This window comes from Serratia sp. JSRIV004 (assembly GCF_019968705.1).
In the GTDB taxonomy this organism is placed as follows: domain Bacteria; phylum Pseudomonadota; class Gammaproteobacteria; order Enterobacterales; family Enterobacteriaceae; genus Chania; species Chania fonticola_B.
The window spans coordinates 1642234-1663671 of the sequence record NZ_CP074140.1 but is presented as its reverse complement, the minus strand read 5'-3'; the positions used below and the strand labels follow the sequence as shown (position 1 = coordinate 1663671).

At 52.8% G+C, this 21438-nt stretch carries 21 protein-coding genes and 1 pseudogene; 10 read left to right on the top strand and 12 right to left on the bottom strand.

What is annotated here, in order from left to right; translation table 11 throughout:
• Nucleotides 1–110 precede the first annotated feature (110 nt).
• The 8 genes from KGP21_RS07820 to KGP21_RS07785 all read right to left on the bottom strand — a co-directional run bounded on the left by KGP21_RS07820 (nucleotide 111) and on the right by KGP21_RS07785 (nucleotide 9560).
• A complete protein-coding gene (locus KGP21_RS07820; protein ID WP_059200047.1) occupies nucleotides 111–1418 on the bottom strand; it encodes a uracil/xanthine transporter in 1308 nt (435 codons plus the stop codon).
• Nucleotides 1419–1489: 71 nt separating this feature from the next.
• Nucleotides 1490–2851 (bottom strand): allantoinase AllB, encoded by a 1362-nt coding sequence (allB, locus tag KGP21_RS07815; protein ID WP_094981171.1) that lies wholly within the window; start codon nucleotides 2849–2851, stop codon nucleotides 1490–1492.
• Nucleotides 2852–2925: 74 nt separating this feature from the next.
• Nucleotides 2926–4380, bottom strand: a complete 1455-nt coding sequence (locus KGP21_RS07810) for a putative allantoin permease (RefSeq protein ID WP_209523114.1) — start codon at nucleotides 4378–4380, stop codon at nucleotides 2926–2928.
• A gap of 205 nt (nucleotides 4381–4585) precedes the next feature.
• Nucleotides 4586–5467: a 2-hydroxy-3-oxopropionate reductase gene (glxR, locus tag KGP21_RS07805; RefSeq protein WP_021180090.1), complete on the bottom strand. Its 882-nt coding sequence runs from the start codon at nucleotides 5465–5467 to the stop codon at nucleotides 4586–4588.
• Nucleotides 5468–5477: 10 nt separating this feature from the next.
• Nucleotides 5478–6257, bottom strand: coding sequence for a hydroxypyruvate isomerase (gene hyi, locus KGP21_RS07800; RefSeq protein ID WP_021805436.1), 780 nt, complete (start codon nucleotides 6255–6257; stop codon nucleotides 5478–5480).
• 11 nt (nucleotides 6258–6268) lie between these two features.
• Nucleotides 6269–8050 carry a glyoxylate carboligase gene (gcl, locus tag KGP21_RS07795; protein WP_115158685.1) on the bottom strand — a complete coding sequence of 594 codons (1782 nt, stop codon included), beginning with the start codon at nucleotides 8048–8050 and terminating at the stop codon, nucleotides 6269–6271.
• 134 nt (nucleotides 8051–8184) lie between these two features.
• Nucleotides 8185–9000, bottom strand: a complete 816-nt coding sequence (gene allR, locus KGP21_RS07790; protein ID WP_021805438.1) for an HTH-type transcriptional repressor AllR — start codon at nucleotides 8998–9000, stop codon at nucleotides 8185–8187.
• 68 nt (nucleotides 9001–9068) lie between these two features.
• A complete protein-coding gene (locus KGP21_RS07785) occupies nucleotides 9069–9560 on the bottom strand; it encodes an ureidoglycolate lyase (RefSeq protein WP_209528403.1) in 492 nt (163 codons plus the stop codon).
• Nucleotides 9561–9912: 352 nt separating this feature from the next.
• Here KGP21_RS07785 and allS point away from each other — a divergent pair, with 352 nt between their 5' ends.
• The 3 genes from allS (at nucleotide 9913) to KGP21_RS07770 (ending at nucleotide 12386) form a co-directional block, all read left to right on the top strand.
• Nucleotides 9913–10836, top strand: coding sequence for an HTH-type transcriptional activator AllS (gene allS / locus KGP21_RS07780; RefSeq protein ID WP_021180095.1), 924 nt, complete (start codon nucleotides 9913–9915; stop codon nucleotides 10834–10836).
• 183 nt (nucleotides 10837–11019) lie between these two features.
• On the top strand, nucleotides 11020–11925 hold the full coding sequence (locus tag KGP21_RS07775) for an SPFH domain-containing protein (protein ID WP_223537740.1): 906 nt from the start codon (nucleotides 11020–11022) through the stop codon (nucleotides 11923–11925).
• A 2-nt stretch (nucleotides 11926–11927) separates the two neighbouring features.
• Entirely contained in the window at nucleotides 11928–12386 is a 459-nt protein-coding gene (locus tag KGP21_RS07770) for an NfeD family protein (protein ID WP_223500987.1), read from the top strand.
• Here KGP21_RS07770 and cueR read toward each other — a convergent pair.
• Nucleotides 12383–12784: a Cu(I)-responsive transcriptional regulator gene (cueR, locus tag KGP21_RS07765; RefSeq protein WP_094981176.1), complete on the bottom strand. Its 402-nt coding sequence runs from the start codon at nucleotides 12782–12784 to the stop codon at nucleotides 12383–12385. The two genes, KGP21_RS07770 and cueR, sit on opposite strands and share 4 nt — an antisense overlap.
• A gap of 224 nt (nucleotides 12785–13008) precedes the next feature.
• On the opposite strand from cueR, the gene KGP21_RS07760 reads away from it, so the two are divergent.
• The 5 genes from KGP21_RS07760 to ybaK all read left to right on the top strand — a co-directional run bounded on the left by KGP21_RS07760 (nucleotide 13009) and on the right by ybaK (nucleotide 18286).
• Entirely contained in the window at nucleotides 13009–13212 is a 204-nt protein-coding gene (locus KGP21_RS07760; protein ID WP_039995750.1) for a type II toxin-antitoxin system HicA family toxin, read from the top strand.
• 37 nt (nucleotides 13213–13249) lie between these two features.
• Nucleotides 13250–13657, top strand: coding sequence for a type II toxin-antitoxin system HicB family antitoxin (locus tag KGP21_RS07755; RefSeq protein ID WP_021180099.1), 408 nt, complete (start codon nucleotides 13250–13252; stop codon nucleotides 13655–13657).
• Between the two features lie 263 nt (nucleotides 13658–13920).
• The gene (gene copA / locus KGP21_RS07750) at nucleotides 13921–16632 is read left to right on the top strand and encodes a copper-exporting P-type ATPase CopA (RefSeq protein WP_223537737.1); all 2712 of its coding nucleotides are present in this window, start codon (nucleotides 13921–13923) and stop codon (nucleotides 16630–16632) included.
• Nucleotides 16633–16781: 149 nt separating this feature from the next.
• Nucleotides 16782–17585, top strand: coding sequence for a TraB/GumN family protein (locus KGP21_RS07745; protein ID WP_021805444.1), 804 nt, complete (start codon nucleotides 16782–16784; stop codon nucleotides 17583–17585).
• 221 nt (nucleotides 17586–17806) lie between these two features.
• Nucleotides 17807–18286, top strand: coding sequence for a Cys-tRNA(Pro)/Cys-tRNA(Cys) deacylase YbaK (gene ybaK, locus KGP21_RS07740; protein WP_021805445.1), 480 nt, complete (start codon nucleotides 17807–17809; stop codon nucleotides 18284–18286).
• 39 nt (nucleotides 18287–18325) lie between these two features.
• On the opposite strand, the pseudogene KGP21_RS29740 reads toward ybaK, so the two are convergent.
• Nucleotides 18326–18406 (bottom strand): annotated as a pseudogene (locus KGP21_RS29740) (bifunctional metallophosphatase/5'-nucleotidase); the annotation flags it as partial.
• Nucleotides 18407–18588: 182 nt separating this feature from the next.
• Here KGP21_RS29740 and KGP21_RS07735 point away from each other — a divergent pair.
• A complete protein-coding gene (locus KGP21_RS07735; protein WP_223537733.1) occupies nucleotides 18589–18831 on the top strand; it encodes a DinI family protein in 243 nt (80 codons plus the stop codon).
• A gap of 17 nt (nucleotides 18832–18848) precedes the next feature.
• Nucleotides 18849–19088, top strand: a complete 240-nt coding sequence (locus KGP21_RS07730) for a DinI family protein (protein WP_223537730.1) — start codon at nucleotides 18849–18851, stop codon at nucleotides 19086–19088.
• A 295-nt stretch (nucleotides 19089–19383) separates the two neighbouring features.
• Here KGP21_RS07730 and KGP21_RS07725 read toward each other — a convergent pair whose 3' ends face one another.
• Nucleotides 19384–19647, bottom strand: a complete 264-nt coding sequence (locus KGP21_RS07725) for a hypothetical protein (RefSeq protein ID WP_223537727.1) — start codon at nucleotides 19645–19647, stop codon at nucleotides 19384–19386.
• A 229-nt stretch (nucleotides 19648–19876) separates the two neighbouring features.
• Entirely contained in the window at nucleotides 19877–21199 is a 1323-nt protein-coding gene (locus KGP21_RS07720) for a DUF3430 domain-containing protein (RefSeq protein ID WP_223537724.1), read from the bottom strand.
• Between the last annotated feature and the right edge of the window lie 239 nt (nucleotides 21200–21438).

Sequence of the window (21438 nt, the reverse complement as noted above, 5' to 3'; positions counted from 1 at the left end):
TCCTGCTATTTCAGATTTTATTTCACTGTCATTGGATTAACTCGCCCTGGTTATTAAAGACAGGGCGGTGGGAATTTAAACAATATTGATTAATTGCTGTATTATAAATGCTAACGTGGTTTTACCTTATCCCACGGAATACTATTCTCAACCAACACCGCCAGCAGCACACCAACCAACAGGCCATTGCTGAATAGCGGCCTGATGGTGATCGGTACCCCCTGCCAGAAGGAGGAAGGCATACTCATCAGGAATACGCCCAAAAACAGCGGTAGCGCCAGCCGATAAATGTTGCGGCTATTCAATTCGATCTTGTTGATAAACAGCACCGAGGAGAACAGCAGAGGCAGATAAGAGGCCAACATAACGGCACTGCTGACCGTGAGCGGAATACTGCAAAAAAATTGCGCTAGCGGCGTCAACATCCCCACCAACAGGAATACCACGCTGCCAATAATAAACGAGCGCTGGCTGCTGTCTTGTGTCTGGGTCAGCAGGCCAATGGAAGAGACAAAAGGCGAGAAAGGCACCACGCCCAGTGGAGCAGCCAGGCAAGTCAGTCCGCCTGAAACCATAAAGCTACGCCGGAACAGGCTTCTGCCCGCCGGGCCGTCCGCATAAAAAATATCGGTGCCGCGAATGGCGGCAAAGTTATTCGACACGTTGACCAAACCGGTCAGGACGGCGCTGATCACAATTCCCCCATGTAATTCCTGCGGCCACCCGAGTGGGAACAGCACCCAATCGCTGCCCGTGATAGGCGTTCCGGTAGGTGCAAACCACCAGCTGTAAACGCCCCAGCCAACCAGGGTGCCGATTAACAGCGCATATTTGCCGATCGCCCGCGGTAAAAAGGCAATAATGGCGATAATCAGCAGCAACACCGTCAACGCCCAGTAAAAGGCCGGGTAGTTAATGGTCACGACGCCGGTATAAACGCCAAAAGGTAACCCCAGCATCCCTTTCATAAAGATGGTGATTAACTGCGCCCCCAGCAAAAACATAAACGTAGCCATCACCGCCGGACGGAACAGGCGTGCCAGGTGAAACCCCAAGCCGCTAACCCCAATCAGGATGGTCAAAATGCCAGAGATCAGGATCCCCACCGCAAGGCTGCCACCAATTTCTGGCAGCGGCGTGCCGTTGGCCGCTTCCGCCAGGGTCAGAGTTAAAATGGTCACCCACCATAACCCCGTTGGCCCTTCCATAATGGCTCGCCGATGGCCCAAAAACACCTGCGCCAGGCAGGCCAGCGCCGTTGAGATAAAGGTATATTGGGTAATACAAAAGGTCACGCCGGCGGAGAGGTTGAATGCCGATTGCAGGGTCGGCGGGATCACCACCGTATTGCAGAAAATGAAAAAGAACCACTGCAAGCCCGATAACCAACTGCTACGACTGGCACATAACCCGTTCATGGGTGCTTCCTTCATATCCAATATCTCATCATTCATGCGCCCGCCCGGTGACGGGCGCTGATTAACATCTGTTATTGCTGATGTTTAAGCACAAATTTACCGATCGGACGAACGCCAAAGCCCGCCTTGATATCGTAAATCACTTCGCCACGCAGGAGGGTTTTGGCCACCCGGGCGTTGATTTTCCGCCCCACATACGGGCTGACCTTATGGCGATACTCGAGATCGCCGCTAGCCAGTACGTAGCTACTGTTGGGTTGAATGAACACCAGATCGGCATCTTTCCCTACAGCAATGCGCCCCTTATGCTTCAAACCAAAAATATCGGCGGCGTTGGTCGCCATCAATTTGGCAAACACCGGCAGTGACATGCCCCTTTTCTGCACCGCTTCATCGAACATGATATCGACGCAGTTTTGTATCCCGGCGATCCCGCCCCAGGCCTGCATGATATTGCCCGCTTTCATATCCGGTGGGCATGGCGAGTGGTCGGACACCAGGCAGTCGATCTCACCGTTAAACAGCTTATCCCACAGCCCTTTTTGGTTCTGCGCATCGCGGATCGGCGGTGAACACTTGGCCAGGGTGCCAATTTCCTCAAACTGGTCGGTATCCAGCACGAAGTAGTGCGGGCAGGACTCACAGGTGACCTGTTGCCCTTCCAGACGAGCGCGAGTCACTTCTGCCACCCCTTCCGGGCTACTGACGTGGCAAATATGCAAGCGGCAACCCGCGACCTTGGCCAGATACAGCACCCGGCGGATCGCTTCAACTTCGGTAAATACCGGGCGAGAGGCAACATAATCGTGTGCCGTTACGCGTCCTTCCGCCTTGGCCTCTTCCCCCAACGCATCGCAAATCAGGGCGTTTTCGGCGTGTACCGCCACCAACTGATCCAGCTTGGCCAAGGTCTGCAAACCTTTGAAGTATTCAAAGTCGTTCACGTCGCGGAAGTCATTGCTGACGCTGCGATCGCCACAGGTCGCTACAAAGCATTTATAGGCCACCACGCCAATCTCATCGAGTTCATGTAGCCGATCCAGGTTGTAGGAAACCAGGCCACCAAACTGGGCCGCATCGATGGTGAGCTTGCCTTCTGCGGCCGAGAACTTCATTTCTATCGAGGCTCTGTCCACCGTGGCTGGCAGCTGGTTGAGCGGCATTTCGACCATAGTAGTGATACCGCCCTTGGCCGCAGCACGCGTACCGGTTTCATACCCTTCCCAATGGGTACGGCCCGGTTCGGACATATGCGCATGGGCGTCGATCATGCCCGGTGCCACCACCATTCCGCTGGCATCAATCTCCGTTTTAGCGCCGGTAAGACCATTGCCGATGGCAGCAATCTTACCTTCTTTAACCGCGATATCGGTAATGATGGCATCATGTTCTAAAACAACCTTACCGTTCTTGATAATTAAATCGTATGACATAATCATGCTCCTTCGTGAAATTAAAGTATCATATTATTACGCTTAGGGTTATTGACTTCTTTCTCATATTCACTTCAGGTATATTCTTGCCGATTAACTACTGTTCTACTTTTGAGTAGCGCATATAAACAGAATGCGCTGATAACGCCAATAAACCAGGAAACCCGTGATAAAGGTTCGAGTATCTCAATGAACTTACCGCCCAACGACAGCAACACGGCAAACAGCGTTACAATAAACGCCACGCTGTTAAAGCCGTTATCGTAGTATTTATAATTACCGGGTTCGATATATAAGGTGTCTAGGTCGATCTCGCTGCGCATCACGATGAAATAATGCGCCATCATCACGCCAATCACCGGCCCTAAAATTCCGCCGATCACATCCAGGAACAGGTAAATACTTTCCTGATTCTCCATCAGTTTCCACGGGCAGATAATCAGGCTGATGATGCTGGCAATCACCACGCCATTTTTGTAGGTGAGTTTTTTCGGTGCGATGGCGGCAATCTGGTAGCCCGCAGGAATGATGTTACCGGTCGCGTTGGTGGAGATGGTCGTCATCAGGATCACCAGCACCGCAAACACCGAGGCGAAAATACTGTCCCATTTCTGCACGATATCCAGCACGTTCCAGGTATCAACCCCGTAATGAATACTGGCCCCGGCCAGGATACAGACGCTGGCGACGGCAAATAATAGATATCCCACAACCAGACCCAGCGTTTGCCCCCAAGCCTGCTGGCGGAAGCTGCTGGCATTCTGGGTAAAGTCCGAGGCGCTGACCGCCGGAGCGGCCCATACCGCCACCACCGCATTGATCACCACCAGGAACATGAAGCCGCCGTTGTTAGTCGTTATAGCATTGGCTGGAACATAGGCGATGATGTTGTCCAGGCCAGCGATGGAGATAGCCCAAATGGCCATGCCGCCAAACACCACGTAGATGCAGGGGTTGAGGATCGCGGTAAACTTGTTAAGAATGCTGCCACCACCCAGGCCGATAGCCACGTTCACCGCCCAGAAAATCAGGAAGGCAATCAGCCCAGGCAGGCCGATCCCCAACAGGTTGAAATCCCCACCCAAGGTCAGAAACTGTGGCCACAGTTTGCCAATCAGGATCAGGAAGGCCAGCGAGCCTGCGTAACACTGCAAGCCAAACCACATGATGGCGGCCACGCAGCCTCTGAGGATCCCTGGAAACAACGCGCCACGCACGCCATAAGAGGCACGTAGGATCATGGCAAAAGGAATACCGTATTTCGAACCGGCAGCGCCGTTCATCACCATCACAAAGGCAATAATAAAGGCGCTGAGAATAATGGCGGCCATAATGCTTAAGGTGGAAAGCCCAAGAATAAAGAAGCCCCCGACGGCCACATAGTTGGGAACGTTATGTACCGAACCCATCCACAAGGTAAAATAGTTAATTCCCTTCCAGGTTTTTTTATCCGCTTCTTTGGGTAATAGATCCTCATGATAGCCGCGCCGTTGGTAAATCTCTCTCTGCTTATTGCTAATAGATTCCATGACAGGTCCTTCTTATATTATATAAGAAAATAGCGTAGGTAATTTTTTGCTTATTATCACTACAACAAACCGATGTTCTAATCTTTATATTAGTCAAATACCAATACGGCCAAGACAGACAGGAATATAACCATTAAACAAATATACGATAGCCAGAATTCAAGTTGCAGGCGGAAGGCACCTGCAACTTGTTAAGCCTTACTCTTTAGCCAGCCACTTTATGGTTAGCCATAATTTCCAACGCCTGTACCAACGCGGAATGGTCGAGATCTTTGGCCCCATTGGCCGCACAGAGATTGAACAGTTCCTGGCAAGTGGCGGTATTTGGCAAACTGAGCGCCAACGACTTCGCACCCTGTAGCGCCAGATTGAGATCCTTTTGATGCAGGGAGATACGGAAGCCCGGCTCAAAGGTCCGTTTAATCATCCGCTCACCGTGCACTTCCAGAATGCGCGATGAGGCAAAGCCGCCCATCAGCGCTTCACGGACCCGTGCCGGATCGGCACCCGCTTTGGCAGCAAATATCAGCGCTTCGGATACCGCTTCGATCGTCAGGGCCACAATAATCTGGTTGGCGACCTTGCAGGTCTGGCCGTCGCCATTGCCGCCCACCAGCGTAATGTTTTTCCCCATCAGGGCCAGCAACGGTTTTACCCGCCCAAATACGCCTTCGTCACCGCCGACCATAATGGTCAAGCTGCCCTGCTTGGCCCCGACTTCGCCACCGGAGACCGGCGCATCCAGGTAATCGGCGCCCAGTTGGTTGATGCGTTTGGCAAACTCCTTGGTCTCCAGCGGCGAGATAGAACTCATATCCACCAGGATCTTGTTTTTGAGCGGCGCTTCGGCACAGCCATTGGCCGCAAATAACACCTCTTCCACCTGAGGCGTATCGGGCACCATAATGAAAATGACGTCAGCCTGCTCGGCCACCTGCTTGGGAGTAGCACAGGCGATGGCCCCTTTTTCCACCAGCTCCGGCGGAACCTGATGCAAGGTGTTGGCATACAGCTGATGGCCGCCTGCGATCAGCTTATCCGCCATTGGCGTGCCCATGATCCCTAAACCAATAAAGCCTACTTTCATGATGTGTCCCTCAATGTTGATATTGCTTAATCCATGACAGGCCGGCAGCGGTCGTTGTCGCAGGTTTGTATTCGCAGCCAATCCAACCGCGATAGCCCATCTTGTCCAGCGCGCGGAACAGATAGTCGTAATTGATTTCCCCGGTGCCTGGCTCATGGCGCCCCGGATTATCGGCAACCTGGATATGCGCGATTTTCTGTAACAGCGTTTCCATGGTTTGGGCCAGTTCGCCCTCCATGCGCTGCATGTGATAGATATCGTATTGAATAAACAGGTTAGGGCTCGCGACCCAATCCATCAGCTCCAACGCCTGACGAGTGGTTTGCAGATAGAAGGCGGGCATATCGTATTTATTGATCGGTTCCACCAACAGACGGATATTGGCCTTGGCCAACTCCCTTGCTGCATAGCTCAGGTTAGCGACCACGATCTCATCGGTCTTATGTTGGGCGACGGACTTATCCGAGTTACCGATCAGGCAGTTGATCTGCGCACAGCCCAGCGCACGGGCATATTCCACCGCCAGACCTACGCCATCACGAAACTCGGACTCGCGCCCTGGCAGGCAAGCGATACCCCGCTCACCCGCGGCCCAATCCCCGGCAGGCAGGTTTTGTAATACCTGCGTGAGTTGATTCTCTTCCAGAGCGCCCCTCAAGGCCTGCACGGAATAATCGTAGGGAAACATATATTCAATCGCGGTGAATCCCTGCTCTTTGGCACAGCGAAACCGCTGCATAAAATCGACTTCATTAAACAACATCGATAAGTTGGCTGAAAACTTCGGCATGAGCCTGCTCCTTACTGATAGTTGAAGTAGCTGACCGAGGTCGGCGCATCTTCTGGCGACTCGGCAACGGGTTCGAATTCATTGACGTTGTCCAGCTCGGTCCCCATCGAGATGTTGGTGACCCGCTCGAGGATAATCTCCACCACCACCGGAACCTGATGCAGACGCATCAACTCTTGCGCCTGTTGGAAGGCCGGAGCGATATCCTCAGGCTTAACAACGCGGATTGCTTTACATCCCAGCCCTTCGACTACCTTGACGTGATCCACACCGTATTCGCCCACTTCCGGGTTGTTGATGTTTTCATAGGACAGTTGGACGCAGTAATCCATATCAAAACCGCGCTGCGACTGGCGGATCAGCCCCAGATAGGCGTTATTGACCACCACGTGGATGTACGGCAGCTTGAACTGCGCGCCAACGGCCAACTCTTCGATCATGAACTGGAAGTCATAGTCACCCGACAGCGCAATCACTTTGCGCTGCGGATCGGCGGCACACACGCCCAAAGCAGAAGGAAGAGTCCAACCTAATGGGCCCGCCTGCCCGGCATTAATCCAATGGCGTGGTTTGAACACGTGCAGCATCTGTGCCGCCGCGATCTGCGAAAGCCCGATAGTGGTGACGTAACAGGCATCACGCCCGAACGCCCGGTTCATCTCTTCGTAAACGCGCTGAGGTTTGATTGGCACGTTATCGAAATGCGTTTTACGCAGCAGAGTTTGTTTGCGCTGGAGGCAGGTTTCCACCCACTGTGAGCGATCTGGCAGCGTCCCTTGATCCGCACGTTCACGAGCTCTTGCCACTAACATTTGCAGAGCGATTTTGGCATCGGAAACAATGCCCAGATCCGGGCAGATCACGCGGCCAAGCTGGGTTGGTTCGATATCGATGTGGATCACCTTACGCCCGGCGGTGTATTTATCTACCGAACCGGTATGGCGGTTAGCCCAGCGGTTGCCAATGCCAAACACCAAATCGGAATCCAGCAGGTTGGCGTTACCGTAACGGTGTGAAGTTTGTAACCCGGCCATCCCTGCCATCAACGGGTGATCGTCCGGGATACAGCCCCAGCCCATCAGCGTTGGGATCACCGGTACGTTGCAGGTCTCCGCCAGCTCTTGCAGCAGGTCGGCCGCGTCCGCGTTGAAGATCCCGCCACCGGCAATGAACAAGGGTTTGCTTGCGGCACACAGCATGTCCAGGGCTTTGTCGATCTGCGCTTCAGTGGCTGCCGGTTTGTAAGCCCCCAGCGAGGAATAGGTTTCCGGATCAAACTCAATCTCGGCCATCTGTACGTCATAAGGCAAATCGATCAGCACCGGGCCTGGGCGGCCAGAGCGCATTAAATGGAATGCCTGCTGCAGCACGCGGGGCACCAGCGCCGGCTCCATGACCGTCACCGCCATTTTGGTGACCGGCTTGGCGATCGATTCAATATCTACCGCCTGAAAATCTTCCTTATGCAAACGCGCCCGGGGAGCCTGGCCGGTGATGCACAAAATGGGAATGGAATCGGCAGAGGCGGAGTAAAGCGCGGTGATCATGTCCGTTCCCGCAGGCCCCGAAGTCCCGAGACACACCCCGATATTGCCGGCTTTGGCTCTGGTGTAACCTTCCGCCATATGGGAAGCGCCTTCAACATGACGCGCCAGATAGTGTTTGATGCCGCCGTGTTGACGCATCGCGTTATAGAAAGGGTTGATCGCCGCGCCAGGCACGCCGAATGCGGTATTCACGCCTTCCTTTGCCAACACGTACATTGCCGCATCTACTGCTCGCATAATTGCCATCTCAACGTTCTCCTAAATTTTGGAAAAATTTTCCAAACTTAAAATGAGTTCAAAAAAACCCGTTCAGGTAATAAACGGGGAGGTAACCTCATCCTGCAGCCGCGATCGCGGCTACAGGTTTTGCTTTAAACGTGCTATTTCTTGCTGCGCGACTCGCCTAGCGCGGTACTGATGTCGTTGGCTACGTCACGCACCAACTCCCCCAGTTCCTTGAAACGATCGCTGCTAACGCGCGAACTAGGCCCTGAAATAGAGATGGCCGCAATGACGTTGTTGTTACGGTCAAAGATCGCCGAAGCCAGGCAATTCAGGCCAAGAGCGTGCTCTTCAGCATCAACGGTATAGCCCTGCGCCTGCGATTGCGCTAAATCCTTACGTAATAGATTTACGCTGGTCAGGGTCTTCGGGGTAAACGAGTGCAGCCCCGAACGTACAAACAAATCCAGCATCTCCTCTTCCGCCAGCGGATACAGCAGTGCTTTCCCTGCCCCAGATGCGTGCAGCGGTAAGCGGCTGCCAAGTGGCGCGCACATCCGCACCATTGCCTGGCACTCACATTGACGGATCAGCACGGCGTCAAAGTTATTCCTGATGGCCAGATTGGCGGTTTCCCCTGATAGCAACATCAGCCGCCGCATGTAAGGGCCCGCCACCGATACCACATCCCTGTCATTCATATAAGCCGCACCGACGGTAAACGACTGGATGCCGATATGCCACCAGCCAAGCTGGGGATCCTGAAAAACGAATTCCGATTTCTCTAATACTTTCAATAATCTGAAAGTCGTTGATAGCGGTAACTCCAACTTCTCGGATAGCACGGAAACGGACGAACTTCCTCCGGCATTGGCCAGAAACTGCAGGATCTCCAACCCACGATCCAACGCCTGCGCGCCTTTCGTCGCCCCTGCTTCTGTCGTTGGTCTTCCCTTTCTGCGTACTTCGTTCATTCAGGCTTTCCTTATTTAGCTCAAGGTTTCTCCGCTATAATAAACAGCCTGTGCGCTTGGGGACAGCGCTATCCAAGCACAACCCGGTAAGTCTCTGGCAATGCTTTGACGATACAGTTGTCGGCACCGCCACGATCGACCGTGAAAAAGTCGGTGATCGCGCCATAAGCAAACAGCGGATGGTGCCAAACATTGCGGTGATAATTCACCCCTTGCTTACCGTTGGTGATAAAGGCGCGCAAAGTATGTAACGGAATTTCATCCCCTTCCCCGGCTTCAGCAACAATCACCACAAAGCGTTCTCCCTTCATCGGCATAAAAGCCTGCGAGGACAACGGGTGTTTCTCCAACACGGAGAACTCCAACGGCAGATCGCAAGGCTCAGATCGGTTGATGCTGACCAGCACCCGATGGTCATCGGCGACCTCCACCTTGGCAAGGTCATGATATCGTTCTGTTTTCCCACCATTAATATGGAAAAAGGGCGCGCCCTCGATCTGCAATACATTCCCATAAGGTGCAAAGGCTTCAGGCGTTAACTCAACGGCAATCAGGTCCATCAGTTTCTCCAGGATCGTTTCAAAAAGGAACATGACTGAATGGGTTCACTCTAGACAGGTCGCCTGAAATTTAAAAGTTAATATTGGAAAAATTTTCCACAACACGATCTACTGCACATTTTTTGTGCCGAGCAGAAAATATTTAATTAATAATCAAGGCATTAAAAAAAACACCTCCGCGATACAGTTCGTTAACAGAGTTGTCACTTTCAGCGGTATTCAGCAGAGGAAGGGCAATAAAACGTGAGCGAGATCACGGTAAGCGGCTTTATGACTAACCCAAGGCAACTAAGGTAAGTAAATTCTTTTGCAACACTAGGAGAACGATGGCCGCACCGGTTAAGGAATCGATATGCTGGATCACGAAACAATTCGATCGTTTATCAAAGTCGCGGAATGCCAGAGCTTTTCCCGCGCCGCCGAATTACTGCACAAGACCACTGCCACCATCAGTTACCGCATCAAAACGTTGGAAGAAAGCATCGGCACCCAGCTGTTCATCCGCACCACCCGCAGCGTAAACCTGACACCCGCAGGTGAATACCTGCTGGAACGTTGCCGCCAATGGCACAACTGGCTCGACTCCATGCCCGATGAGCTACGCCAGATCAACGACGGCGTGGAGCATCAGGTCAACATAGTAATCAACAACCTGCTGTACAACCCGCTAAGCGTCGCCCGGCTGTTGGCCTACCTGCAACAGCGTTATCCCTTCACGCAGTTTCATATCTCGCGTCAGGTGTATATGGGAGTATGGGATTCGTTGTTACACGGGGATTTTCAGCTGGCCATTGGCACCACCGGCTCTGAATCACTGGCCAATGACGTCAGCGTCTTGAAATTGGGGGGGATCAGTTGGGCTTTTGTGGTCACGCCAGATCATCCGCTCGCAGCCTGCCAGGACACGGCACTGCACGAAGATCGGCTGCGCAGCTACCCGGCAATCAACGTGGAAGATACTTCGCGCAACCTGACCAAACGCGTTGCCTGGCTGCTGCCCGGCCAAAAAGAGATCAAGGTGCCTGACCTGCGCAGTAAACTCGAATGCCACCTGCAGGGGCTGGGCGTCGGGTTCTTGCCGAAAAATCTGTGCCAACCCTATCTGGATAGCGGCCAGTTGATCACCCGTGACGTCGTCAATCAGCGGCAACCGTCACCGCTCTCTCTGGCCTGGCGTAACGACTGTGGTAAAGCCGTGGAAGAAATTGTCACGCTGTTCCAACGACGCGATGAACGCATCACCGGCTTTCTGCAAAGTATTGATTTACCCGTTTAACACGCGATTTTATCGCTTCTGGGCCTCAAGTTACCTAATCGGCAGCAAACCTGATAGAAACGGCGTATTCGCCGTGAGATCCTGAGGTTTTCTGCAAAAAACAGTCTTATCCTGGTGATGTATTAGGCATTCCCTCTGTCACTGGCGTAATATCTAGCAATATGTCTGACAGGAGGTTGTGCCATGTTTACCATTATTCCGATCGTGATCGTTGTCGCGCTGATTATCGTCTTTTCAAGCATCAAAATTGTCCCGCAAGGCTTCCAATGGACGGTAGAGCGCTTCGGCCGTTATACCAAAACGCTGATGCCGGGTTTAAACCTGGTAGTGCCTTTTATGGATCGTATTGGCCGCAAGATCAATATGATGGAGCAGGTGCTGGATATCCCTTCCCAGGAAATTATCTCGCGCGATAACGCCAACGTGTCAATCGATGCCGTTTGCTTTATCCAGGTGGTCGATCCGGCTCGTGCCGCCTATGAGGTCAGTAACCTCGAGCAGGCGATCGTTAACCTGACCATGACCAACTTCCGTACCGTGCTCGGCTCCATGGAGCTCGACGAAATGCTGTCACAGCGCGATAGTATCAACAGCCGCCTGCTGCATATCGTCGATGAGGCCACCAACCCTTGGGGCGTCAAAATTACTCGTATCGAAATCCGTGACGTTCGTCCACCGGCCGAACTGATTGTGGCGATGAACGCCCAGATGAAGGCCGAACGAACCAAACGTGCCGACATTCTGGAAGCGGAAGGGGTACGCCAAGCCGCGATCCTGCGCGCCGAAGGGGATAAGCAATCGCAGATCCTGAAAGCCGAAGGCGAGCGCCAGTCGGCGTTCTTGCAGGCAGAAGCGCGTGAACGTGCTGCCGAAGCAGAAGCACGGGCAACCCAGCTGGTGTCTGACGCCATCGCCACCGGTAATATCCAGGCGATTAACTACTTTATAGCCCAGAAATACACCGACGCATTGCAGAAGATTGGCTCGGCCAATAACAGCAAAGTGATCATGATGCCGCTGGATGCCAGCAGCCTGCTGGGCTCTATCGGCGGTATTACTGAATTGCTGAAAGACAGCAAAGGTAAGTAATTATGTTGGAACAGATCGCAGCAAACCCTCAATGGTTCTGGGTCTCGCTAGGCGGGCTGCTGTTGGCCGCGGAAATGCTTGGTGCCAGCGGCTATCTGCTGTGGAGCGGTGTTTCTGCGGTGATTGTCGGGGTGATTATCTGGCTGCTGCCGGAGTTGAGCTGGGAGTGGCAGGGGGGCCTGTTTGCCGTGATGACCATCGCCGTGGCCTATCTATGGTGGTACTGGCTGCGCAAGCGGCCAACGGCAACCAGCGGTTCGCCGGTACTCAACCAGCGCAACCGTCAACTGATCGGCACCCGCGCCACGCTGACCGAGGCGATGCATAACGGCCATGGCCGCATCAATATCGCCGACAGCAGTTGGCGCGCGCAAGCCAACGAGGATCTGCCAATCGGCACCGAAGTTGAAGTGGTGGCGGTCGAAGGCACCACCTTGGTGATCCGCGCCATTATCCGCTAGCCTTGGTGGCAGCAGCCTGCCAGATTATTAATGATCGGGCAGTCTGCGCCTTCATCACCAGGGCATTGTTCCGCCAGCGCCAGCAGGCGTTGGCGCATTTCCCCCAGTTCGCTGATGTGCTTTTCGATATCGGCGACTTTCTGCAACGTGCGGGCTTTGACATCGGCACTGTGCCGCGCCGGATCGTTGAACAACGCGACCAGTTCACGGCACTCATCGAGGTTGAAACCCACCTGACGAGCCTGGCGCAATAACGTCAGTTCTTCAATATGCCTGGCACTGTAGCTGCGGTAGCCGTTGTCCGTACGGATCGGGGCGGTCACCAATCCTTTCTCCTCATAAAAACGGATGGCTTTGCTGGTCAAACCGGTTTTTTTGGCAACGTCGCTGATATTCACTTTATCCCCCTTGACCTTAACCCTTGCACACGGCCACTCACGTGACCGTGTGAAATCGATAAATCATAACCTCTTTATCCCACAATTACCGCTTTAGAGCTGCAACACAAAAATCACGTGAACGAGGATAAGAACAAAATAGTGGGCACTATACCCACAAAATATTGACCACTCGATTAAAGATGGGCATTATACCCACAAAAGGAGAGACGCAGGGGAAAGGGATGGAAAGTGGAGAACTAATCAAACGATTGCAGGCTGACGGATGGATTATCAGGAAGTCGAGGGGCAAGAAGGCAACAGGAAGCCACGTAACAATGACAAAACCGGGGGTAGCAAAAATCATCACCATCCCCCACCCCAAAAAAGATTCTTCAAAGGGCATATTGAGGCAAGTACAACAGATATCCGGCCTCAAATTGATTTAACGCAAAACGCCTCAGCAGCTTTACTGGAGAAGTAACAATGATTTATCCAATATTCATCTTTAAGACGTCAGAAGGCTTTGATGGCTACTTTCCCGATGTAGAAGGCTGTTTTTTTGCTGGTGAGAAAATGTCAGATATCCCAAAAAATGCAGAAGAGGCCTTTGGGGTACATATGGAAGCACTCATCGAAGAGGGGTTCCCTGTTCCAGCCGCCCCCCAAGATCCGCAATCCTATCTCAATGATAGTCGGCTGCGAGAAGACGGCGGCATTTTGGGATTTGTTGAGATAGATCCGGCCAAGTATGAGGATAAATCGATTAAGTTTAATCTGACGATGCCACGTAACTTACTAACGGCAATCGATAAGTACATAGAAACCACACGCGGCTACAAAAACCGCAGCCAGTTTCTAGCGGAATTAGCCCGCGAAAAAATATCCCATTAAAGGGTGCAACATGTACGCATGCTGGTAGAGGAATGTCTGTAGTCTACAGCCAGCCTTCGGGCTGGTTTTTTTATACCCAAAGAAAACCCCGCAAAATTCGGGCCTGATGTCGGAGCGTGGCCGAGTTGTAGACTGCGTTAATACAAATCCTTTTCTATCAAAATAATATTCTATTGACCTTCCCCTTGCTGGAAGGTTTAAGATCATTCTCAATCAAAAGAACCTAGGCGGTCCACCGCCATTATTTTGCGAGGAAAACCATCATGTCACAAACTACCGTGCTGGCGTTGCAGGGGCTCTCCTGCATGAACTGCGCGCAAAAGGTGAAAAAAGCCTTGGAAAGTCGCGCGGACGTCGAACAGGCCAACGTCAACGTTCACTACGCTAAAATCACCGGTGCAGCCCCGGCTACCGAGCTGATTGACAGCGTCGTTGCCGCTGGCTACCAGGCAGAAATCGCCCATCAGGCAGACACCGAGTTACAACTTTCCGGCCTCTCCTGCATGCATTGCGTGGGCAGCACCCGTAAAGCGCTGGAAGCGGTGCCGGGCGTGATCGCCGCCGATGTGACCCTTGAGGGGGCCAAAGTCTATGGCGATGCCACACCAGAGCAGCTCATCGCTGCGGTCGAGGATGCGGGCTATCACGCCAGCCAGGCGGGAGCCAATAGCCACCCAAAAACTGAGCCGCTGACTGAATCTGCCCCAACCTTGCCGGAACCCCAGGCAGCGGCCCCCTCTTCATTTCCGGCAAGCGAGACTGACGATAGCGTCCAGCTGTTACTCAACGGCATGACCTGTGCCAGCTGCGTCAATAAAGTCCAGACGGCGTTACAGAACGTCCCGGGCGTTGAGCTGGCGCGGGTAAACCTGGCGGAACGCAGCGCACTGATCACCGGTAAAGCCACACCGCAGGCGTTGATCGCTGCGGTAGAAAAAGCCGGTTATGGCGCCGAGATGATCCAGGACGAAACCAAGCGCCGTGAACGCCAACAGCAAACCGCACAGGCTAATATGAAACGTTTCCGTTGGCAGGCCGCATTAGGTTTGGCGGTGGGCGTGCCGTTGATGGCCTGGGGCGTGTTTGGCGGCAGTATGTCGCTGACGCCAGAAACCCAGCGACCATGGCTGATAGTCGGCATCATTACCCTGGCGGTGATGGTGTTTGCCGGTGGCCACTTCTACCGCAATGCCTGGCGATCGTTGATGAACGGCAGCGCCACCATGGATACGCTGGTCGCCTTGGGGACAGGTGCCGCCTGGTTATACTCCATCAGCGTCAACCTGTGGCCAGACTTCTTCCCCATGGAGGCACGGCACCTGTATTACGAAGCCAGCGCGATGATCATCGGCCTGATCAACCTTGGTCATGCCATGGAGCAGCGCGCGCGGCAGCGTTCTTCCCAGGCGCTGGAACGGCTACTGGATCTCACTCCGCCAACCGCCAGGCTGGTCACAGAACAGGGGGAGCAAAGTATCCCGCTCGCAGAGGTGCAATTGGGCATGACCTTGCGCCTGACGACTGGCGATCGCATCCCGGTTGACGGCGAGATCGTGCAGGGCGAAGTGTGGATCGATGAAGCCATGCTGACCGGCGAAGCGTTGCCGCAGCAAAAAGGCGTCGGCGATACGGTGCATGCTGGTACGGTGGTAGACGACGGCAGCGTACTGTTTCGCGCGGCGGCCATTGGCACCCAAACCACGCTGGCACGTATTATCAAGCTGGTGCGTGAGGCGCAAAGCAGCAAACCGGAAATCGGTAAGCTGGCAGACCGCATCTCGGCGGTATTTGTGCCCACCGTGGTCGCCATCGCCCTGTTCAGCGCCGCCATCTGGTATTTCTTTGGCCCACAACCGCAGTTGGTCTACACCCTGGTGATCGCCACCACGGTGCTAATCATCGCCTGTCCTTGCGCCTTGGGGCTGGCAACGCCGATGTCAATTATCTCTGGCGTTGGCCGGGCCGCGGAGTTTGGCGTGCTGGTGCGTGACGCCGATGCGCTGCAGCAGGCCAGCAATCTCGATACGTTGGTGTTCGATAAAACCGGTACTCTGACGGAAGGCCAGCCTCGCGTGGTGGAAATCATCACCTTTAACCAAGTGGATGAACAGCAGGCCTTACGTTGGGCCGCCGCACTGGAACAAGGGGCTAACCACCCGCTGGCCCGTGCCATCGTCGAACAGGCTAAAGGGCAGACACTGCCTACGGTAGAGCAGTTCCGTACTTTACGCGGCTCCGGCGTAAGCGGTGAGGTCGAGGGCGTACAGCTGTTGCTGGGTAACGCAAAGCTGTTGCAAGAAAAACAGATCGCGACTGATGAGCTCACACATCAGATACAGCAACAGGCTGAACGCGGCATCACGCCGGTACTGTTGGCCGCCAACGGCAAACCTGCCGCGTTGATCGCCATCCGCGATCCGTTACGCAGTGACAGCGTGAACGCACTACAGCGCCTGCATCAGCAAGGTTATCAACTGGTGATGTTAACGGGCGATAACCCGGTGACCGCCAATGCTATTGCCAAAGAGGCCGGTATCGACCGCGTGATTGCTGGCGTGTTACCCGACGGTAAGGCCGAAGCGATCAAGCAGTTGCAGGCTCAGGGCCACCGGGTAGCGATGGTCGGTGACGGCATCAACGACGCCCCTGCTCTGGCTCAGGCCGATGTCGGGATCGCCATGGGCGGCGGCAGTGATATCGCCATCGAAACTGCGGCGATCACCCTGATGCGTCACAGCCTGAACGGCGTGGCGGACGCGCTGGCCTTGTCGAAGGCAACGCTGCGTAATATGAAACAGAACCTGCTCGGGGCATTTATCTACAACGCACTTGGCATTCCCATTGCCGCCGGTGTGCTGTATCCGCTGACGGGCACCCTGCTCAGCCCAGTGGTCGCTGGCGCGGCAATGGCACTCTCCTCCATTACCGTGGTCAGCAACGCCAACCGATTGCTGCGTTTTAAACCCAAGCAGTAACCTTCAACCGGAGCGCAACCCATCGCGCTCCGGCCTTTTGAGATAATTCCTCTGCCCTCGGGCTTTATTGTCAGCCACTTAGCGTTTAGCATGGGGAAAAGCCAGCAGCCATCCTGCACGCTGGTGGAAAGGATCAGGAGCCACGCTGTATGGGTCAACTGTTACGCCGCATTGCTACCTTTCTCGGTATTATTTCCCCGCAGAGCTACACCTACCCGGCCTTGGACATCAAGCTGACGGGAAATCGCCAACTACATTTGGTCGGTAGCATTCATATGGGCACCGTCGATATGTCGCCCCTGCCTGCTCGGCTGTCAGCACGCCTGCGCCAGGCCGATGCGTTGATCGTTGAGGCCGATATTACCGGTTCCTCTTCGCCATTTGGCCACGCTGAACCCCAACTCGAAATTGAACAACGTCTTGGCGATGAAGAATTCCAACGGTTGCAGGTGCTATGCCAGGAGCTGGGGGCGGATGTAGAGAGCTTCTCTGCTCTTCCCGGCTGGCAGGTAGCGCTGATGATGCAAGCACGGCAGGCACAGCGGCTGGGTTTACGCGCCGAATACGGAATTGATTATCAGCTATTGCAAGCCGCTAAAGTACAGCAGATGCCGGTGATCGAACTGGAAGGGGCCGAAGAACAGCTGAGCATGCTGGAACAACTGCCAGAAGGCGGTATGGCCCTGCTGCACGATACGTTAGAGCACTGGCACACCAACGCCCGTTTGCTGCAAACCATGGTGAGCTGGTGGCTGGACGCCAAGCCGAACGCCACGTTGGAAACGCTGCCCTCCACCTTCAGTGCCGAGTTGTACGACGTCTTGATGCACCGCCGCAATCGCCACTGGCAGCAAAAGCTGGAAGCATTACCGCCGGGCAACTATGTGGTGGCGGTCGGCGCTTTGCATCTGTATGGCGAAGACAATTTACCGGCCATGCTGCAGGCACGATAAAAAAGTGGCCAATATCGCTATTGGCCAGTCAAAGAGGAATTTTTCATATTTTAGTTATACGCATTGTAACCGTGTTAACGATTACAATAGACAGGGTAGCAACCTGACGAACCTATTGGCAACTGCCTTTCATCCTCCTTGGCACAGGTTGCTCATTCGGCTCCATTTTTATCGTTTCGTTGCCACCGATGACAACTTCCCACAGTTTTGGAAAAGAAATTATGACGCCCGCAGTGGTTCTGCTTGAAAAACAAAAGGTGGCCTTCACCCTCCACGCCTATCACCACGATAGCGAAGAAACCAACTTTGGCGACGAGGTGGTAAAAAAGCTGGGGTTGAACGCCGAACAGGTCTACAAAACGCTGTTGGTGGCCCTCAATGGTGACGCGAAAAACCTGGCCGTCGCGGTAACGCCGGTAGCGACCCAGTTGGATTTGAAGAAGGTGGCGAAAGCGCTAGGGGCCAAGAAAGCCGAAATGGCCGATCCGACAGTGGCTCAACGGGTGACGGGTTATCTTGTCGGCGGGATCAGCCCACTCGGGCAAAAGAAACGCTTGCCCACGGTGATCGACAGCCCAGCGCAACAGTTTGCCACCATTTTCGTTTCCGGCGGCAAACGCGGGTTGGATATTGAATTGGCGGCTAGCGATCTCTGCCGCTTACTGTCTGGCACCTTCGCCGAAATCGCCAAGCGGGACTAAAAAACAGGCCGTTACAAACCTCTGCAACGGCCTAGTACCTTACTTGTAAACGATCTCGCCTTTAGGCTCGTACGCCGCCGCATCCAGCGGTGAGTGCTTTTCGATATACTGCTTGATTACGTGATTCAAAAGGCGATAACTAATTGTTTATACTTTAGTTATCGCCACATCTCATTGCTAAAACCATCAAAATTCCACAAGCAAAAATCACTGCAAAAACAACACATTAAAAATTGTTTTGCAGAACGTTTTTTCTTTAAATTATACTGTATACATAAACAGTCAAAGCTAAAGGGGTAATCATGTTTGTAGAACTGGTGTTTGATAAACGTAATGTGTCAGAGATACCTGGTGCCGCCGAAATAATCAAAGCTGAACTGACAAAACGAGTACACCGGATTTTTCCTGACGCCGAGGTTCGCGTAAAACCGATGCAGGCAAACGGCATCAATACTGATGCCAGTAAAAGTGAAAAAGAAAAGTTAAACCGAATGGTTGAGGAAATGTTCGAAGAAGCCGATCAGTGGCTGGTTACCGATATCTGACAGTGGAGACACTAGCCATGCTGCATGTTGAAGTGATCATCGATAAGAAAAAGAAACTGCCAGCAGGTGCTGCGTCTGCCCTAGCTGTTGAACTGAACAAGCGACTACAACGTAAGTTTCCTGATGCTGTAGCCACCGTTCGGATGGCTGGCATGGATGGGCTATCAGTTGGCAGGGCGACACCGGAAGATAGAGAGGCGATCGAGGAAATACTGCAGGAGACGTGGGAAAGTGCTGATGACTGGTTTCAGCCGTGAAAATTGCAAATTAATGTGTAGCAGCTATATTTGCTAAATTAATCCTATCAAAGAGCTTTAGCGTGAAAAAAGGACTCGACAAAGATGCGTTATTCACAATTATCCTGCTCGTTTCAGCGGTATCCTTTTTTGTCTTAACGTGGCTAGTATGGCGTTGACACTTCATATTATGGCCGAACTACGCATAAGCGCTAGCGGAACGGACAGATAGCTATCGAGTACAGAGAACTGCCCCGGTATCGTTATTAAAATTCAGCACGCATTGCCAAAACGATAGAGGGGCAGCCATTAAAATTTACTTCTTGGCGCTTTCGGCGTCAGCTACCACAGTTTTTTCGTGAGCCGCTTTAGAACTTTCAGTGGCCATTGCGGATTCTTTCTTGGCCTCTTCGTGCTTTCCTTCTTTATGATGCTTAGCAGCCTTCTTGTGGTGCTTGGCGGCGGTTTCATGCTTAACCGCTGCCTCTTCATGTGCCATAGTTGTAGCATCGGCAGCAATCGAAGCGAAAGAAGGTAGACCCAGAGCAAACATGGAGATAATTAACGCTTTCTTAATCATAACAATTCCTTTGATTTAAATGATAACTAGACTGCGCTAGTAAACGTAGTCGATAACTCAGAAATTGCAACCCGGGATTTCTCCCACCTGGTTGTCACTTCCAGGGCTCTTAGATGGGTACGGGTGTTTCACCCTGTGCAAGCTCCGAATACAGCTCATCCAGGGCGGCATCTCGACACGCAGATCAATCCAGCGACCACCTGGGATATCCATTGACCAGCCTGACTTTTTAGTCAGCTAATGCCGACTCTGGTATGGGGATTGAATCATCCGGAACATATTCGGCGAATTGACTGTTTGGAACGTTTAGGCGAACCATTAAAAACTTACCTTCAGGGATATCGATGCTGTCACCATTGGCGTAACCGTCAATGTTATTCTGCAACGCAGAAATGGGACAATCATTTGTCCTGTGGTACGTCTTGAATATAATTGAGCCGTCCTTTTTCACTTCATAGTCCACCCACAATAATGCACTGCCGTTTTCGTCCTTGGGTACTTCGAATTTCCAACCATTATCGTTATAAAAACCCAAACACCCATCAACGTGATAAATGCCTACATCAAGCCGCTTGCAGGTAACCCCCTCCGACTCCATATTGTTTTTGCAGGTACCATCCCGATAAATACTCGTTACCGGTGAGGCTTTCTTAATAAATCCATTACCATCAACAACTGTATTAAAACTATGCCAAATGACTTTGTGCATTACCCAGCCTTCGCGAAGGTTGCCACATGATACTGATAGATGGTTTGCTGTTGATGCCATGTTAAACGCAGCATAAACGTCTTCTGTTCGGCACCATATCGACGGTCCCCAAGCAGGAGTATACCATCCGTCACCGTTGTCATTTATTGGCGCATTGTTTCTAAAGGCTGTAAGGCCACGCTCGCCAAGTTCATTAAGTAGGTAATTAACATTATTGCTATTAATGGTTTTAAATCCTTTATAGCTCCCCCCCAGCCCCCATGCGCCATTTAACATGATTTGATTACTATTGGCACCTACGTTAGCCGTTGCTGCTGTTCCCAGGCCAAGGCTAGTACGAGCGGCGGCTTTATCGCTTAAGTCAGATAGATTTTTATCTTTTGCTAACTTACCTGCGGTTGTCTCCGCTACTGTATTAATATCATTTCTTAGAATAGATAATTGTCCTGCGTAACCTCGCCATGCTGGCCCGGTGAACGTGCTGCCATCGGGCAACTTGACCGTGACATTACCCGTGCCGCTGAATACCTGCTGCCAATTGTCCTTGTCATAGTTTAGCCCGCGTATCGCTCTTGATGCTTCAGCGACGAGCTGTGCGGTGATTGAGTTCTGTGTTTCACGCGGCACGGCTGACCATGCCGCTCCGGCTTGCGTAGGACCATCGTAGACGCGGATTAGCGTCACCTGTGTCGCGTTATCGACGGTTTTCACCGGCAGCGTATACGTAACACCACCGACAACCGCTACAACAAAATCGCCGGGCTTCAGTTCTGTTATGAACGCCGTACCCGCGCCTTTAACGGTAGCCGAGTTGGTCGTGAGCGTGATGGTTCCTGCTGGCATAATGCTTTCCTGATTTTAGATAATAAAAAACCCAGCGTTTAGGCTGGGTTGTGTTATTAAACTGCTCTTATTTATTACAGGTGGTTTTGGTGAAGTTATTCTTGTTCACCCAACGCCAGTCGAATGGCGGCCCGGCCCGGTACTGCGTTTGATTTGCGACCTTGCGCACCGCGAATATATCTACCTCTATCTCTTGCCCACCTACAAACGCGATACCTGTACATATTGGTGGTGGGAGT